15 protein-coding genes are annotated in these 16,994 nt (G+C 62.0%); 10 read left to right on the plus strand and 5 right to left on the minus strand.

What is annotated here, in order from left to right; translation table 11 throughout:
• Positions 1-5 precede the first annotated feature (5 nt).
• Genes cpaB through CRO46_RS09860 form a run of 7 tightly spaced genes read left to right on the plus strand, consistent with a single transcriptional unit; the run spans position 6 to position 7,985 of the window.
• Positions 6-815 (plus strand): Flp pilus assembly protein CpaB, encoded by an 810-nt coding sequence (cpaB, locus tag CRO46_RS09830; RefSeq protein WP_097107335.1) that lies wholly within the window; start codon positions 6-8, stop codon positions 813-815.
• A 14-nt stretch (positions 816-829) separates the two neighbouring features.
• Positions 830-2,371, plus strand: a complete 1,542-nt coding sequence (locus CRO46_RS09835; protein WP_425479257.1) for a type II and III secretion system protein family protein — start codon at positions 830-832, stop codon at positions 2,369-2,371.
• A 14-nt stretch (positions 2,372-2,385) separates the two neighbouring features.
• Positions 2,386-3,081, plus strand: a complete 696-nt coding sequence (locus CRO46_RS09840) for a CpaD family pilus assembly protein (RefSeq protein WP_097107340.1) — start codon at positions 2,386-2,388, stop codon at positions 3,079-3,081.
• Between the two features lie 43 nt (positions 3,082-3,124).
• Positions 3,125-4,411, plus strand: coding sequence for a CpaE/TadZ family protein (locus CRO46_RS09845; RefSeq protein ID WP_097107342.1), 1,287 nt, complete (start codon positions 3,125-3,127; stop codon positions 4,409-4,411).
• Between the two features lie 25 nt (positions 4,412-4,436).
• Positions 4,437-5,945 carry a TadA family conjugal transfer-associated ATPase gene (locus tag CRO46_RS09850; protein ID WP_097107344.1) on the plus strand — a complete coding sequence of 503 codons (1,509 nt, stop codon included), beginning with the start codon at positions 4,437-4,439 and terminating at the stop codon, positions 5,943-5,945.
• A 12-nt stretch (positions 5,946-5,957) separates the two neighbouring features.
• A complete protein-coding gene (locus CRO46_RS09855; RefSeq protein WP_097107345.1) occupies positions 5,958-6,968 on the plus strand; it encodes a type II secretion system F family protein in 1,011 nt (336 codons plus the stop codon).
• A 12-nt stretch (positions 6,969-6,980) separates the two neighbouring features.
• The gene (locus CRO46_RS09860; protein ID WP_097107347.1) at positions 6,981-7,985 is read left to right on the plus strand and encodes a type II secretion system F family protein; all 1,005 of its coding nucleotides are present in this window, start codon (positions 6,981-6,983) and stop codon (positions 7,983-7,985) included.
• 438 nt (positions 7,986-8,423) lie between these two features.
• Here the strand turns inward: CRO46_RS09860 and CRO46_RS09865 are convergent, their stop codons facing one another.
• Complete coding sequence (locus CRO46_RS09865) at positions 8,424-9,239, minus strand: tetratricopeptide repeat protein (protein ID WP_097107349.1); 816 nt, start codon at positions 9,237-9,239, stop codon at positions 8,424-8,426.
• Positions 9,240-9,383: 144 nt separating this feature from the next.
• On the opposite strand from CRO46_RS09865, the gene CRO46_RS09870 reads away from it, so the two are divergent.
• The 3 genes from CRO46_RS09870 to CRO46_RS09880 all read left to right on the plus strand — a co-directional run bounded on the left by CRO46_RS09870 (position 9,384) and on the right by CRO46_RS09880 (position 12,081).
• On the plus strand, positions 9,384-10,778 hold the full coding sequence (locus CRO46_RS09870) for a leucyl aminopeptidase family protein (RefSeq protein ID WP_097107351.1): 1,395 nt from the start codon (positions 9,384-9,386) through the stop codon (positions 10,776-10,778).
• Between the two features lie 77 nt (positions 10,779-10,855).
• Positions 10,856-11,224: a MarR family transcriptional regulator gene (locus tag CRO46_RS09875; protein WP_097107353.1), complete on the plus strand. Its 369-nt coding sequence runs from the start codon at positions 10,856-10,858 to the stop codon at positions 11,222-11,224.
• Positions 11,221-12,081, plus strand: coding sequence for a C40 family peptidase (locus CRO46_RS09880; protein ID WP_097107354.1), 861 nt, complete (start codon positions 11,221-11,223; stop codon positions 12,079-12,081). The genes CRO46_RS09875 and CRO46_RS09880 overlap by 4 nt, the downstream gene beginning before the upstream one ends.
• Positions 12,082-12,100: 19 nt before the next feature.
• Here the strand turns inward: CRO46_RS09880 and CRO46_RS09885 are convergent, their stop codons facing one another.
• Genes CRO46_RS09885 through CRO46_RS09900 form a run of 4 tightly spaced genes read right to left on the minus strand, consistent with a single transcriptional unit; the run spans position 12,101 to position 16,974 of the window.
• Positions 12,101-13,066 (minus strand): 2-hydroxyacid dehydrogenase, encoded by a 966-nt coding sequence (locus tag CRO46_RS09885; RefSeq protein WP_097107356.1) that lies wholly within the window; start codon positions 13,064-13,066, stop codon positions 12,101-12,103.
• Between the two features lie 7 nt (positions 13,067-13,073).
• Positions 13,074-14,726, minus strand: coding sequence for an ABC transporter ATP-binding protein (locus tag CRO46_RS09890; RefSeq protein ID WP_244577839.1), 1,653 nt, complete (start codon positions 14,724-14,726; stop codon positions 13,074-13,076).
• Complete coding sequence (locus CRO46_RS09895) at positions 14,723-15,874, minus strand: ABC transporter permease (protein ID WP_097107361.1); 1,152 nt, start codon at positions 15,872-15,874, stop codon at positions 14,723-14,725. Before CRO46_RS09895 ends, CRO46_RS09890 begins: the two co-directional genes overlap by 4 nt.
• Positions 15,871-16,974, minus strand: coding sequence for a microcin C ABC transporter permease YejB (locus tag CRO46_RS09900; RefSeq protein WP_097107363.1), 1,104 nt, complete (start codon positions 16,972-16,974; stop codon positions 15,871-15,873). The genes CRO46_RS09895 and CRO46_RS09900 overlap by 4 nt, the downstream gene beginning before the upstream one ends.
• Between the last annotated feature and the right edge of the window lie 20 nt (positions 16,975-16,994).

Here is a 16,994-nt window from a genome sequence, read left to right on the forward strand (position 1 = left end):
TCAGTATGAAAACCGCCCGCGTCGTCATCATGTCAGTGGCTGGCCTGGCCGCAGGATTGGCCGGGTATCTGGCCATGAACCTGACTTCACCGACCGTTCAGGTGACCGAAGTGTCATCAGAGCCGATCATTGAGAAGATGCCGACCGTCGACGTGTTGGTGACAACCACCAACCTGCCGGTGGGCGCGCGCCTGGGCGAAGATTCCCTTGAATGGAAAGGCTGGCCCGAAGATGGTGTGATTGATGGATTGATCCGCCGTGACAACCGGCCCGAGGCTATCGCCGAACTCAACGGCGTGGTGGTTCGCCTGCCGCTGTTTGCCGGGGAGCCTTTGCGCAGCGAGAAGATCGTGGATTCGTCGTCCCGCATCATGTCCTCGCTGCTTCCGTCGGGAAAACGCGCCATCGCGACAGAGATTTCGGTCGCCACCAGCGCTGGTGGCTTCATTCTTCCCAACGACCGGGTCGATGTCATCATGGTGCGCCGGAAAACGGCGGAGGAAGGGTTCCTGACCGAAGTCATCCTGTCCAACATCCGTATCCTGGCGATTGACCAGCGGATCGAGGAAAATGCCGATGGTAGCCGGACCGCGGTAGGAACCACCGCCACCCTCGAGCTGACCCCGGAACAGACGAAAATCATCACCGTCGCGCAGCAGATGGCCGACCGGTTGACCCTTGCCTTGCGCAGTGTCGCCGATGTTCAGGAACCCGACAGCGACGGCGCGAACTACCTACTGAGCGGCGAAGACGGCAGTGCAGCCATCCAGCTGATCCGCTCCGGCACCATAACCAACGTTGGCGCCACCAACTGAAGCGGAGAATGAACGTGCGTCCTTTTGCAAAATCGCTCCTGTCATCCATCACCAGCCTTGCGTTGGTAAGCTCGACCTTGTTCACCGGTCTGAGCCTCGATCCGGTCAATGGCCGGCTCGTGTCGCAGGCCGGAGCCGCCGAAAGCGTGATCAAGATCAAGCACACCGGGCCTGGTGCCAGCAAGCGGGTAAAACTTGGGTTGAACAAGGCCCTCGTCATCGACCTGCCCACCGATGCGCATGATATCCTTGTGGCTGACCCGACCCTGGCCGATGCCGTCACCCGGACGTCGCGCAGGCTCTATCTCTTCGGCAAGACCGTCGGTCAGACCAACATCTTCATCTTCGGACCGAACGGCGAGGAAATCGTTGCCATCGAGCTGGAGATCGAGCGCGATGTCGCGGGTCTGCAGGCACACCTGGCTCGTTTTCTTCCCGACTCGGACATCAGTGTCGAGATCATTTCCGACAACATTGTTCTGACCGGGTCGGTGCGGACGCCGCAGGATGCGGCGCAGGCTGCCAATCTGGCGCAGATATTCCTCACCGGGGGTGAAGCCACGACCCGCAACATCACCGAAAGCGGCACCGGCGGCGAGGGGGCCGTGGCCATTTACGCCGAAGCCCGTCAGCAGTCGAAAATCGTCAATCTTCTCAAGATCGACGGCGAGGATCAGGTCACGCTCAAGGTGACCATCGCCGAGGTCAGTCGTCAGGTGCTCAAGCAGCTCGGCTTCAATTCCTCAATTACCGGTGGGTCGGGGACCTTCGTCAATTCCAACCCGTCGTCGCTGGGTTCCGTCTCCACCGGGCTGAACTTCGCACAGATCGCCAGCGGTTCGATCGGCGGACGTACCATCGCAAGCTATGTCAACGCCATGGAGCAGGCCGGTGTCATGCGCACCCTGGCCGAGCCAAGCCTCACCGCCATTTCCGGTGAGAGCGCAAAATTCTTTGTCGGCGGCGAGTTTCAGGTCCGGGATTCGGTCGACTACGACGATGACGGGTCGGCCACCTACACGGACCGTGAGGTGGAATACGGCATCCGGCTCAACTTCACCCCGGTCGTCCTCTCACCGGGCCGCATTTCGCTGAAGGTCCTGACCGAAGTATCCGAACCGACTTTCGAGGGCTCCACCTCGCTCCAGGGCGTTGCAGGCAATCCCGGCCTGACCCGGCTGGCGATCAAGCGCCGCGAGGCCGAGACCGCGGTCGAACTGCCCTCCGGCGGCTCCATCGTGCTCGCCGGGCTGGTCAAGGACGACATCCGGCAGGCCATGTCGGGCTTTCCGGGCCTGTCAAAGGTACCGGTCTTCGGCACGCTCTTCCGCAGCAAGGACTTTGTCCGCAACGAAACCGAGCTGGTCATCATTGCCACGCCATACATCGTCAAGCCGGTCGCGCGCAACGAACTCGCCCGTCCCGATGATAATTTCAACGCCGCCGGCGATGGCGCGGGCTTCTTTCTCGGCCGCGTCAACCGGGTCTATGGCCGGATGGAAACCCAGCTGCCACCGGGTCGCTACCACGGCGTTGTCGGCTTCATCTACAAATGATCAGGAACCCCATCATGTCGAGCAAGATCTCTGTTCCCGTCACTCCTGATCACCGGGCCCTCAGGACCATTGCCGCGCCCCTGCTGGTTGCAGCACTGGTGTCGGGCTGCGCCGGCTGGCCTGGTCACAGCGTCACCGTCGGGGCGGTCCCCGATGATTACCGCACCAACCACCCTATCATCGTCGCCGAGCAGGAGCGTACCGTCGACCTTCCGGTTGCCTCCGGCGACCGCAATCTGACAATCTCGATGCGTGAAACCGTTCGCGGCGCGGCCCAGGCGTACAGATCAGGCGCCTCCGGTGCCATCCGCATCATGGTGCCGGTTGGCTCCGCCAATGCGGGCGCTGCATCGCTGCTCTCCACACAGGTGGCTGATGTGCTGCGCAGCGAAGGCGTGCCGGGAGATCGCATACTTTCCTCGCCCTATCATGTTGCATCTGCAAATGATGCAGCGCCGATCCGCATCGCCTTCATGGCGGTCACAGCCTCCACCGGGGAATGCGGGCGCTGGCCCGAGGACATGCTCGCCAACAACACTGAAAACAGGCACTGGGCGAATTTCGGTTGCGCCAGCCAGAACAATCTGGCTGCCCAGATCGCCAATCCGGGGGATCTCATTGCGCCGCGCGGCATGACCCCGATTGATGCCGAGCGGCGTTCGACTGTGATTGAATCTTATAGAGTGGGCGGCGCGGGGCTGAAGGAATGACCCGCCAGAACCGCCACGCGTTCGATGAAGCAGGACAACGTTGATGACCAATCTAGATTATGCGCTTGAACAGCAGACCCAGCCGGACGAAGGCGAGAGCGTTGCAGACCGCGGCGACTTCGAGCGAATTCGCCCGCTTCCGCGTATATCGGTCCATGCCTTCGTAGAAACCGAGGGCCTCGCCAAGACCATGGAACGGTGCTCTCAGGACCGTCGCATGGCCAAGGTCAATTTGCGCATCAATTCCGGGGGCGTATCGGCCGCGGCCAACATGTTCGCGGGCTCTCCGACCCCGAACCTGCTGATCCTGGAAACCCGTGTCGACGGTCAGGCCCTGCTCGATGAGCTCGGCGAACTTGCCACCGTTTGCGATCCAGACACGCGGGTGGTTATTGTTGGCCACGTCAACGATGTTGCTCTGTACCGCGAGCTGGTGCGGAACGGGGTCTCCGAATACATTGTGGCCCCGGTCTCGATGGCCGATGTGATCGGTGTCGTCTCGGCCATTTTCGTCGACCCCGATGCCGCCCCGCTGGGCCGTTCGATTGCCTTTGTCGGCGCAAAGGGCGGCGTTGGCTCGTCCACCCTTGCGCACAATTGTGCCTGGAGCATCTCCAGCCTGTTCTCCAGCGAAGTGATTCTGGCCGATCTCGACCTGCCATTCGGCACCGCCAATCTCAATTTCGATACCGACCCGACCCAGGGCATTGCCGAGGCGGTGTATTCGCCAGACCGGCTCGACGAGGTGTTTCTCGATCGGCTTCTGTCGAAATGCTCCGAGCATCTTTCCATGCTTGCGGCACCGTCGATGCTGGACCGGACCTATGATTTTTCCGGAGACGCCTTCCTGCCGATCCTCGACATCATTCAGCGCAACGCCCCGGTTTCGGTGCTCGATGTTCCGCATATCTGGAATGACTGGACGCGGAAGGTGCTCTGTGCGGCCGACGAGATCGTCATCACCGCGACGCCGGATCTCGCCAATCTGCGCAACACCAAGAACCTCTTCGACACCTTGCGCAAGCTGCGCCCCAATGATCATGCGCCGCTCCTGGTTCTCAACCAGGTGGGCATGGCCAAACGGCCGGAAATCGCGCCCGAAGCGTTCTGCGATCCGCTGGAAATCGATCCGCTTGCGATCATTCCCTTCGACGCCGCGCTGTTCGGCGAAGCTGCGAATTCGGGTTTGATGATCGCCGAATCCTCGGCCAAGTCACCCACCGCCGAAGCCTTGTCACAGATCGCCCATGTGGTCACCGGCAGGGCGGAAGTGAAGAAGCGCAAGAAGGCGGGTCTGTCATCCTTGATGGGCCTTTTGGGCCGCAAGTAATTTGTAAGTCTGGAGTGAACGCGACATGTTCGGCAAACGCAGCAATGATGGATCGGGCAAGCTGCCGCAAGCTCCGGCGCCCAAGCCTGTGGTCCATGCCGAAGCCCCGGCAGCTCCGGCCCCCGAGGTCGCTGCACCGGTTCAGGCGCCAGCGCCAACCGCGCCAGTGGCACAGGCTCCCGCACCGCCGCCCGTTCAGAAGCCCGCCCCGCGCCGCGAAGAGCCGCCGGCAAAGCGCAAGGCTGCCCGCAACGAGGCCTATTACGACACCAAGAGCCAGGTTTTTTCGGCGCTGATCGACACCATCGACCTGTCGCAGCTGGCCAAGCTCGACGGTGAAAGCGCGCGTGAGGAAATCCGTGATATCGTCAATGATATCATCACCATCAAGAATTTCGCCCTGTCGATCGCCGAGCAGGAAGAACTACTCGACGACATTTGCAACGACGTCTTGGGTTATGGTCCGCTCGAGCCGTTGCTGGCACGCGATGACATCGCCGACATCATGGTCAACGGCGCTGGCATGACCTACATCGAAGTCGCCGGCAAGGTTTTGGAAACCGATGTCCGGTTCCGCGACAACAGCCAGTTGCTGTCGATCTGTCAGCGTATCGTCAGCCAGGTCGGCCGCCGCGTCGATGAATCGAGCCCGATCTGCGACGCCCGTCTCCCCGACGGCTCCCGCGTCAACGTCATCGCTCCGCCATTGGCGATCGATGGCACAGCGCTCACCATACGTAAGTTCAAAAAGGACAAGCTGACTCTGGATCAGCTGGTCAAGTTCGGCGCCATCACGCCGGAAGGCGCGGCGGTTCTGCAGATCATTGGCCGGGTGCGCTGCAACGTGGTGATTTCCGGCGGTACCGGTTCCGGCAAGACGACACTGCTCAACTGCCTGACCGCCTATATCGATGCCGACGAACGCATCATCACCTGCGAAGACTCGGCCGAACTTCAGCTGCAGCAGCCACATGTGGTGCGTCTTGAGACCCGTCCGCCCAACATCGAGGGCGAGGGCGAGATCACCATGCGCGATCTGGTCAAGAACTGCCTGCGTATGCGTCCCGAACGCATCATCGTCGGTGAGGTTCGCGGCCCGGAAGTCTTCGACCTTCTGCAGGCCATGAACACCGGCCACGACGGCTCAATGGGCACGATCCACGCCAACAGCCCGCGTGAATGCCTCAGCCGTATGGAATCGATGATCGCGATGGGCGGTTTCACCTTGCCGGCCAAGACCGTGCGCGAGATCATTGCCGGCTCTGTGGACGTGGTCATTCAGGCCACGCGCCTGCGCGATGGCTCCCGCCGCATCACCCACATCACCGAAGTCATCGGCATGGAAGGTGACGTCATCATCACACAGGACCTGATGAAGTACGAGATGGTTGGTGAAGATGCCAACGGCAAGATCATCGGCCAGCATACCTCCACCGGCATCGGCCGGCCGAACTTCTGGGATCGTGCAAGGTACTACGGCGAAGACAAGCGGCTGGCCGCTTCGCTCGATGCCATGGAAAAGATGACCTCGTAAGGAGACGCGCGCGTGTTTGGTCTGGATATAGTGGTTGTCGCCATCATCGGCCTGGTCGCGCTTTCGGCGGGGGCGCTGGGCTATGGCGTCCTCTATTCCCGCATCGAGGGCGAGCGCAAGGCGGAAAACCGGGTCAAGCGGGTCAAGGCTGCGGAAACCGACCGCTCCAAGGCGAATGCGGCACGCGACCGGCTCAACGAAGCCAACAAGCGGCGCAAGTCCGTCCAGGATTCGCTCAAGACGCTGGAAGAGAAGAACAAGGAAAACGACCGCCGCAAGTCACCGGCGCTCAAGGACCGGATCGCCCAGGCCGGCCTCTCCATTTCTCTGCACAATTTCTACCTTCTCTCCGCCGTATTCGGTCTTGTCATGGGGTTCCTCGCTTTCGTCCTTCAGGGCAATCTGCTGGTCGGTGCCGGAGTGATGGTCATTTTCGGCGCCGGCGTGCCGCGCTGGCTCATCGGCTTCCTGCGCAATCGGCGTATGAAGGCCTTCCTCAACGAATTTCCCAATTCGCTCGATGTCATGGTGCGGTCGATCAAGTCCGGCCTGCCGCTCAACGACGCGATCCGGATGATTTCCGCCGAAGGCCAGGAGCCGGTCCGGACCGAGTTCAAGCGGATTGTCGAAGCCCAGCAGATGGGCATGAACATTCCCGAGGCCTGCAGCCGCCTCTACAACCGGATTCCACTGTCGGAAGCGAACTTCTTCGCCATCGTGATTGCCATTCAGGCCCAGGCCGGCGGCAATCTGTCCGAAGCCCTGGGAAACCTCTCGCGGGTGTTGCGTGACCGAAAGAAAATGAAGGGCAAGATCAACGCGATGTCGATGGAAGCCAAGGCTTCCGCGGCCATCATCGGAGCCTTGCCTTTCATCGTTGCGCTGCTGGTCTATTTCACTTCGCCCGACTACATCATGCTTCTCTTCACCGACTCGCGCGGCCATCTCATTCTCGGCGCGTCCGCCGTCTGGATGTCGATCGGCACCCTGGTGATGCGCAACATGATCAACTTCGACATCTAGGGAACGACTGCCATGATATCCGATCTCGCGTCATCCCTCACCGATCCCGCCAATCTGGTACCCATCCTGATAGCGATTGCGGTCTTTGCCACGTTGTTCACCATCCTGGCGCCCTATTTCGAGAAGGGCGACCTTGATGCGCGGATGAAATCGGCAGCCCTCGAGCGCGACGAAATCCGCGCCAGGGAACGCGCGCGTCTCAACGCCGAGCAATCCCGCAACGGACAAAAGAGCGCCGGCCTCCGGTCGCGCGACAACGCCTCCGTGCGCGGCATCGTCGAGCAGCTCAACCTAAAGGATGCGCTGGCCGACGGCGCCACCATCACCAAGCTGCGCGCGGCGGGATACCGCACCCAGAACGCGCTCAACATGTTCCTGCTGGCGCGCTTCGTGCTGCCGTTCGTGTTCCTCCTCGCCGCGATCGTCTATGTCTTCCTGCTGGAAAACCTCGCCGACAAGCCTCTGACCGTGCGGATTCTGGTCTGCATCGTCGTCGCCTATATCGGCTTCTACACGCCAAACATGTTTGTCTCCAACCAGGCGGGCAAACGTCAGGCTTCGATCAGGCTTGCCTGGCCTGATGCGCTCGACCTGATGCTGATCTGCGTCGAGTCCGGCGTTTCCATCGAAGCCGCAATGAAGCGTGTGGCCGAGGAAATCGCGGTCCAGTCGACTGCGCTCGCCGAAGAGTTCTTGCTGACAACGGCTGAACTGTCCTATCTCCAGGACCGGCGGGTGGCATTCGAGAACCTGGGCAACCGGACCGGACTCGAAATGGTCAAGTCGGTCACCCAGGCGCTGATCCAGTCCGAGCGCTACGGCACACCGATCGCACAGGCTCTGCGTGTGCTGGCCCAGGAGAGCCGCGACCAGCGCATGACCGAGGCCGAAAAGAAGGCCGCGGCACTTCCGCCGAAGCTCACGGTTCCAATGATCCTGTTCTTCCTGCCGGTGCTGATCGGCGTTATCCTCGGACCTGCAGCCATCCAGGTCATGGACAATTTCTCCGGCGGCTAGGATTTTCTGCTGCGCTTGTCTGGACTGGAAGCGCAAAACCCCGAGCTGGGACCGCCCCTGTTCCAAAGGCTTGATCCAACGACGATTGCCTGAGGGGAAGCCGGCGCTATCTGGCAAATCCGGTCAGTTGCTGTCAGTTTTTTGCACTGTGGTGGCAGCTCGATTTTGCCTGGGCCAACGCTCAGCGCAACCGGAGACATCTGGCCGGACGAACAAAGCTTCAGCGGTCCGGCGATCGCACCGCCGCTCGTGCAAACCGCGCTTTCAAGCAGACTTTTTCTGACAGGCTCTCGGATCCGAAAAAAGGGAGTTTGGCGCGGATCCTATATTCTCTATCAAGGGAAGTGGGATCCTGGAGTGGCCGAGCTGGACGCTCGGTATCGCTGGCCCGGAAGGTAAATCGCAGCACCCTGAGCAGGTGCCGCGTTCGGTGTCACATCAGTTGGTGTTTCCGGCGTCCGAAGCCTTGAGCTGGCTCCAGGCGTTCTGCTGTGACAGCATGGCGCGCAGATAGTCCACATTGGCGGTTGCCTGCTGCGGCGAAAGCTCGGCGCTTGCGATCTGCTCGGCCTCCTGGAAGCGGCCCTGAAGGCCGACGACCAGCGCAAGATTCTGCCGCACCCGGCTGTCGGCGCCGGGTTGCTTGACCGCCGAAGCAAGGTAGCTCTCTGCAGTTCTCAGATCGCCTTGCAGAACGTAGGACATGCCCAGGTTGGACAGGATCGAAGGTTCGTTGGGTTGTATGTCGAGCGCCTTGCGGTAGCGCTGCCGTGCGGAGGCAGGATCGCCCATCTGGTCAAGAATGGCGCCTTCCGCCGACAGCAACTGCCAGTCCGGCCGGTCCGGTGTCTGGGCCCGCTGGATCGCGTCCAGCGCCTTGTCGAACTGCCCGGCGCCCGCCAGCGCCTTGCCATAGGCGGCCAGCACGGTCCGGTCCGTCGGATTGTGGATCGCCACCTGCTGCATGACTGCGAGTGCCTGGTCGGAACGGCCGCCCATGGTCAGGACCGAGGCATATTTCATGCCCACTGCCGCATCCTTGGGGTTTCGGTCATAGGCCCGGCCGATGCTTTCGGCGGCGGAATGCAGTTCCGACGCATTCATCGATTCGAGCGGCTTGTTCATCGACGGGATCGAGCCGGTGGTCAGCTGTCCCTTGGATGCGCATCCCGCAAGCGAGAGACCGAGCGCTGCGATGCAGACCGCGCTGAGCAGGCGGCTGGGGAGAATGGTGCGTAGATGGGTCGCTGACATTGGCCTGATCCCGGAAACGAGTGTCGTGGCGGCCCTGCGAAGGTGGCGCCACAGTCTTCCCTCAAGCAATAATCTGTTAACCCTAATCAAGAGTTAACAACTGATTCCCGGCGCATTGTTGCCGGCAGGATGAGAGGAAAAAAAATGCCGCCCTATGCCCTGATTGATCGCCCCTCGCCATTTGCCTCTGAACCGGCTGACGCCCTGCCGGTCTGGGCGGTGACGGCTGAGGCCATCGAGGCCGGCACAATTGATGCGGCAGCACTCGCCTGGGCCAGGGCCGCGGGTTTCCAGGCTGCCGAAGGCACGGTCCTGATGGTGCCCGGACAGGATGGCAAGCTCGCCGGCGCCCTGTTCGGCCTGGGCAGTGACGGGCAGTGTTACCCTTTCGTCAGCGGCAAGCTGGCGCGATCCCTGCCGGAAGGCAACTGGCGCCTCGAAAACTCACCCGTTTCCGGTCAATCCATGGCGCTGGGGTTCGGCATGGGCGCCTATCGCTTCGAACGCTACAAGAAGCCGGCGGCCCAGGGCCCGAGACTGGTGCTGCCCGAAGCGGTCGATGCCGCTGCGGTCCACCGCACAGTGGCCGCTGTCGCGCTTGCCCGAGACCTGGTCAACATGCCTGCCAACGACATGGGTCCCGACGCGCTGGAGACTGCCTTCCGCGGTCTTGCGGATCACTACAAGGCCAAGGTCACCGTGGTCACGGGCGACGACCTTATTTCCAAGGGCTTCCCGATGATCCACGCCGTCGGACGTGCAGCCGTCCAGGCGCCACGCCTTCTGGAAATGCGCTGGGGCAAAAAAGGGGCGCCGAAACTCACTCTGGTAGGCAAGGGCGTGTGTTTCGATACCGGCGGTCTCGACATCAAGCCGGCTACGGCGATGCTCAACATGAAGAAGGATATGGGCGGGGCTGCCAATGTGATCGCGCTGGCCATGATGATCATGGATGCCGGTCTGCCGGTAGATTTGCGCGTGCTCGTTCCCGCCGTCGAAAATTCGATCTCCGCCTCCGCCTTCCGTCCAGGCGACGTGCTCACCAGTCGCAAGGGGCTGACCGTCCAGATCGACAACACCGATGCCGAAGGCCGGTTGGTGCTTGCCGATGCGCTCACCTATGCCTGTGAGGATGATCCCTCTCTGCTGATCGACATGGCCACGCTGACCGGCGCGGCGCGGGTGGCGCTCGGTCCGGACCTGCCGCCTTTCTACACCGATGATGAAGCCCTGGCCGGGGCGCTGGCCACCGCCTCGGTGGAGGTCGCCGATCCGCTCTGGCGCATGCCGCTGTTCAAGCCCTATGAGGCCGATGTGAAGGCCCGGATCGCCGATCTGACCAATGCTCCGGCGGGCGGTTTTGCCGGCTCGATCACCGCGGCGCTGTTCCTCAAGCGCTTCGTCACGGCCGAAACCAGCTGGGCCCATTTCGACATTTTCGCCTGGTCGCCAAAGGACAAGCCGCATGCGCCGATGGGCGGCGAAGCGCAAGGCATCCGCGCCCTGTTCGAGGTGATCAGCAAGCGTCACCCGGCCTGAGGCCGAGCGGCTGGCTTGCGCGCACTCGTTGTTTCGGCCAATATAATCCGGTACCGAAACGATACGGGCACAAAGCCATGCAGCTCGACCTCCGGCCCTCCGATGCCCTCGGGCTCTGGCATGCCGCCACGTTGGAACATGTCCGCGTCATCGGGCCCGATCTGACGATGCGGCAGCTGGCGATCCTGCTGCACATCTATCTCGCGCCGCCCCCGCACACGGTAAGGGGGCTGGCCGCCATGCTCGGTGTCACCAAGCCGGTGATCACGAGAGCCCTCGACACGATGGGCCACATGGGGCTGGTCCGTCGGCTGCGCGACGAACGCGACAAACGCAACGTCATCATCAAGCGGACGGTGGAAGGCGCCCTGTTCGTCGAAAGGCTGGGCGATATCATCATCGCTGAAGGCCGAAAGCTGTCGTCCACGGAGGCGTCAAAACCATGAACAAAAGCCTGGATCACCGCTCTCATGCCTACCGGCCGGACCTGGCCGATATCCGCCTCAAGGGGCAGGTTACGGCCGAGCGCTTCATCGAAGGCGCACCGGGCGAGGTAAGTGTGCCCGTCGCCGACATCCGGCCCCGGCCGGAAGCCGATTGCAGCATCGACACCCAGGCGCTTCTGGGCGAGACGCTGACCGTCTTCGACATCTCCAACGGTTGGGCCTGGGTGCAGCTGGAAGCAGATGGCTATGTCGGCTATGTGCGCGAACAGGCAATCAGGGAAGGAACCAGCGAGACCACCCACACCGTTTCGGTTCCGCGCAGTTTCGTCTATCCGGGACCGGATCTGCGGTTTCCGCACTTCAAGTCTTTGTCGATGGGTAGCCGGGTAAGGATTGTCGGTGCCGCCGAGACACGCGGCACGCCCTACGCCTTGCTGGAAGACGGAACGGCCCTCATTGCCACGCATCTGCGCCCGGTTGGCAAACCGGCCGCTGAAGATGCCGTCTCGGTGGCTGCCCGCTTCGTCGACACGCCCTATCTCTGGGGCGGGCGAACCGGCTTTGGCATCGATTGTTCAGGCCTCGTGCAATTGGCGCTGGCCATGACCGGAAAATCTGCCCCGCGCGATTCCGACCAGCAGGCGGCCCATCTGGGCGCTGTCATAGACCCCGAAACTGATGGCCTGCAACGCGGCGATCTGGTGTTCTGGAAAGGCCATGTCGGCTTTCTTGAAGACCCCGATACACTGCTGCATGCCTCCGGCGGCACCATGTATGTCACCCGGGAGCCCTTGAAGGCTGCCATCGACCGCATCGCGCGGCTCTACGGCCCGCCGACGCTTTACCGTCGGCCCTGAGCCGGCTTACTATTGTGTTTCAATAACCGGCCTTGCGGTCGACCAGGTTGATCAGCGGCTCGCCGCCTTCGAAGGCATCCATCTGCCGCGCCATCGGCTCGATCAGCGAGGACGGCATCGATGCCGCCGCCGCATGCGGTGTCAGCGTCACCTTGGGGTGGCTCCAGAACGGGCTTTCGGGATCGAGCGGTTCCTGCTGAAACACGTCGAGCGTCACCGCGGACAGCAGGCCTTCGTCCAGCGCCGCCAGAAGATCCGCCTCGTTCTGCAACCCGCCGCGTCCGGCATTGATCAGCACCGGTGCGCCCAGCGGACCCCGCTTGCTCATCCGCTTTAACAGATCCAGGTCCAGGATTTCGTTGGTTTCGGCTGTCAGCGGCAGCAGCACGACGAAAATGTCGGCAGACGCTAGGAAGGAATCGAGCCCCTCGGCACCGGCATGGCAGGTCACACCCTCGACCTGTTTCTGCGTCCGCGACCAGCCGGTCACCTGAAAGCCCATGACCTGCAATTTGGCGGCGGCGTCCGTGCCAAGTTCGCCAAGCCCCATGATGCCGACAGTGATATCGCCGGCGGCCTTCTGCTCGCGGTCTTCGTCCCAGACACGGTTCACCTGCTGTGCCCGGTAGCGCGGACCGAGGCGGTGGTGGTCGAGCACCTGCCAGACGACATATTCACTCATCCGGGTGGTCAGATTCGGGGACACCACCCGCACGATCGGCACGTCGGGAAGGCTTGTATCGGCAAGGACGTGGTCTACCCCGGCGCCGAGCGAAAAAATGGCCTTCAGGTTCGGCAGCTTCGACAGCAGGCCGGCCGGCTGCTTCCAGACAATGGCGTAATCGATACCGGGATCGGTTTCGCCGTTCGGCGTGAGCACCACCGGGCGATCCGGCGCTGCCTTCTGCAATTCCTCGACCCAGACCTGCGGGTCCCACCCGGTTAGCGCCAAAAGCACCCGTCCCTTGCCATTCGTGTCGGTCATGTTCTGCCTATTCGCTGACCACGGCGCTGCCGGCTGCTTCCAGATTGAAAGCAGCCGCCATCAGCGCTTTGGTGTAGTCTGTTTCGGGATTGTCGAAGATCTTGTCGGCGCTGCCCTGTTCGACCACCTTGCCGGCCCGCATGACAATCACGTCATTGGCCAGCGCCCGCACCACCTTGAGATCGTGGCTGATGAACAGATAGGCCAGATCGTGCCGCTTCTGCAGATCGCGCAACAGGTCGACGACCTGTGCCTGCACGCTCATGTCGAGCGCCGAGGTCGGCTCGTCCAACATGACGAAACGCGGCTTGAGCACCATCGCCCGGGCAATCGCGATGCGCTGCCGCTGGCCGCCGGAAAACTCGTGCGGGTAGCGCCAGCGGGTGGAGGCATCGAGCCCCACCTCCTCCAGCGCCTCGGCAACCCGCCTGTCACGGTCGCGGGCGGAAAGATCGCGGGCATGGATCGCCAGCCCTTCGCCGACGATGTCGGCAATCGACATGCGCGGGCTGAGCGAGCCGAACGGATCCTGAAACACCACCTGCATGGAGCTCCTGAGCGACTTCATCTGCTTGAAGGATCGCTCATGCAGCGGCAGCTTGTTGAAATGAATTTCGCCTTCGCTGCGGATGAGCCGCATCAGCGCCAGCCCGAGCGTTGTCTTTCCGGACCCCGATTCGCCGACCACGCCGAGCGTCTGGCCGGATTTGAGCGACAGCGACAGCCCGTCGACGGCCTTGACGTGGTCGACCGTGCGCCTGAGGAAGCCTCTCTTGACCGGAAACCAGACCTTGATGTCGCGCGCCTGCATGACTTCGGGCGCGGTTTCCTTGCGCGCCGGCGGCTCACCGCTGGGTTCGGCGGCCAGCAAGTGCTTCGTGTAGTCATGCTGCGGGTTGGTGAAGATCTCGGCAGTCGGGCCGGTTTCGACGATTCTGCCATTTGTCATGACGCAGACCCGGTCGGCGAATTTGCGCACGATGCCGAGGTCATGAGTGATGAACAGCATGGCCATGCCGTGCTCGGTCTTCAGATCCCTGAGCAATTCGAGAATCTGCGCCTGTACTGTGACATCGAGCGCCGTGGTCGGCTCGTCGGCGATCAGCAGCTCCGGCCGGTTGGCCAGCGCCATGGCGATCATCACCCGCTGTCGCTGCCCGCCCGACAACTGGTGCGGATAGGAGGCCAGCCGGGTCTCGGGATCACGGATGCCGACCTGGGTGAGCAGTTCCAGTACCTGCCGCCGGGCCTCGTCCGGCTTGATTAGCTGGTGCAGATGCAGGATTTCCGAGATCTGCTTTTCCACTGTCTGCAGCGGATTGAGCGAGGTCATCGGCTCCTGGAAAATCATGGTGATGTCGTTGCCGCGCACCTGCCGGATTTGCGGCTCCGGTGCGGACAGCAGATCCTGCCCCTTGAAAAGGATTTCGCCCGATGGATGGCTGGCCGCCGGGTAAGGCAGCAGCCGCAATACAGACAGTGCCGAAACTGATTTCCCGGAGCCCGATTCGCCCACCAGCGCCACGGTTTCGCCGCGCTTGATGTCGAACGAGACATGATCGACCGCCGTCTGGCTCTCACCAGCCTGGTGAAACGCCACCGACAGATCGCGCACAGAAAGCAGTGCCCCATCGGCGCTCATAGTCTTTGCACCGCTCATCGGAACGTCTTTCGTGGATCGAAGGCATCGCGGGTCGCTTCACCGATGAAGATCAGCAGCGAAAGCATGATCGAAATGGTGAAGAACGCCGTCAGCCCCAGCCAGGGCGCCTGCAGGTTGCGCTTGCCTTGGGCGATCAGTTCGCCCAGCGAGGCCGAGCCCGGCGGCAGGCCGAAGCCCAGGAAATCGAGCGAGGTCAGCGTCGTGATCGAGCCCGACAGGATGAACGGCAGGAAGGTCAGCGTCGCCACCATGGCATTGGGCAGCAGGTGCCGGAACATGATCGTGCCGTTGCCGACGCCGAGCGCCCGGGCGGCGTTGACATATTCGAAATTGCGCGCCCGCAGAAACTCCGCTCGCACGATGCCGACAAACGCCACCCAGGAGAACAGGAGCATGATGCCGAGCAGGATCCAGAATCCCGGTGGCAGCACCGCAGCGATGATCAGCAGGATGTAGAGCACCGGCATCGAAGACCAGATCTCGATGAAGCGCTGCATCAGAAGATCGGTCCAGCCGCCGAAATAGCCCTGTACCGCGCCGGCGGCGATACCGATCAGCGCCGAAAATACGGTTAGCGTCAGGCCGAACAGCACCGAAATGCGGAAACCGTAGATCATCCGCGCGGTCACATCGCGGGCTTGGTCGTCGGTGCCGAGCCAGTTCATGTTGCCCAGCCTGCAGCCTGGATCCTCGTCCCCAAGCGGGTAGGCGGAGCAGGCCTCCCCGTCCTCAAGCAGCCAGAACGGTGGCGTCGGCGCCGAATGCGGAATATGGGAATTGGCGGTGGTGTAGGAGTAGCGGATCGGCGGCCAGATCATCCAGCCATTGGCCTCGATCTCGTTCTGGATAAATGGATCGCGGTAATCGGTGCGCGCCAGGAACCCACCGAATTTTTCTTCCGGGTAATCGACCAGCACAGGATACAGGATCTCGCCCTTGTAGGAGGCCAGGATCGGCCGGTCATTGGCGATGAATTCGGCCAGCAGGCTCGCAATGAACAGGATCATGAAGATCCACAACGACCAGTAGCCGCGCCGGTTGGCCTTGAAGTTGGCCCAGCGCCGGCGGTTGGTCGGTGACAGCCAGCCTTTCGGCCGGCCGTTGATGTCATAGGCTTGGGGATTGCCGGAAACTGCCTCGCTCATCCCACATCCCTCTTTTCAAAGTCGATGCGCGGATCAACCCAGGTGTAGACCAGGTCCGAAATTAGCCCGACCACCAGCCCCATCAGCGAGAAGATGAACAGCGTGGCAAACACCACCGGATAATCCCGCTTGATGATCGATTCGAAGCCAAGCCGTCCCAACCCGTCGAGCGAGAAGATCGTCTCGATCAGCAGCGATCCCGAGAAGAATGCGGTGATGAAGGCGCCGGGAAAGCCGGCAATGATGATCAGCATCGCGTTGCGGAACACGTGCCGGTAGAGAACCTGACGTTCGCTAAGCCCCTTGGCCCGGGCGGTGGTGACATATTGCTTGCGGATCTCGTCGATGAACGAGTTCTTGGTCAACAGCGTCGTGGTGGCGAACGCCGCCAGCGACAGCGCGATCAGTGGCAGCGCCAGGTGCCAGAAATAGTCGACGATCTTGCCGAAAAGGCTGAGCTCGGCAAAATTGTCCGAGGTCAGCCCGCGCAACGGGAACCAGTCCAGGAACGATCCGCCGGCAAACAGCACGATCAGGAGGATGCCGACAAGGAAGCCGGGCACCGCATAGGCGATGATGATAAGCCCCGAGGTCCAGACATCAAACCGCGAGCCATCCGAGACCGCCTTCTTGATGCCGAGTGGAATCGAGATCACGTAAGACAGCAGCAGGATCCAGATGCCCAGCGAGATCGAGACCGGCAATTTTTCCTTGATCAGGTCGATCACGTCGATGCTGCGGAAATAGCTCTCGCCGAAATCGAAGCGGATATAGTTCCACATCATCAGCCCGAAACGCTCGAGCGGCGGCTTGTCGAAGCCGAACTGGGCTTCCAGCTTGGCGATGAACTCCGGATCGAGCCCTTGCGCGCCACGATAGTCCGAGGACCCCGGATCACCGAAATCCTGCTGTGCGCTGCCGACGGTGTCACCGCCGCCTGCAATCCTGTCGATGGCGGAATCGCCTTCACCGGTCAATTGCGCGATCACCTGCTCGACAGGTCCGCCCGGGGCAAACTGGATCACCGCAAATGAAATCGCCATGATCCCGACTATGGTCGGGATCATCAGAAGCAGGCGTCTGAGAATATAGGCGCCCATCAGGCGGCTGTCCCCTCAGT

The sequence above is a fragment of the Parahoeflea halophila genome, assembly GCF_900220985.1.
GTDB lineage: Bacteria > Pseudomonadota > Alphaproteobacteria > Rhizobiales > Rhizobiaceae > Hoeflea > Hoeflea halophila.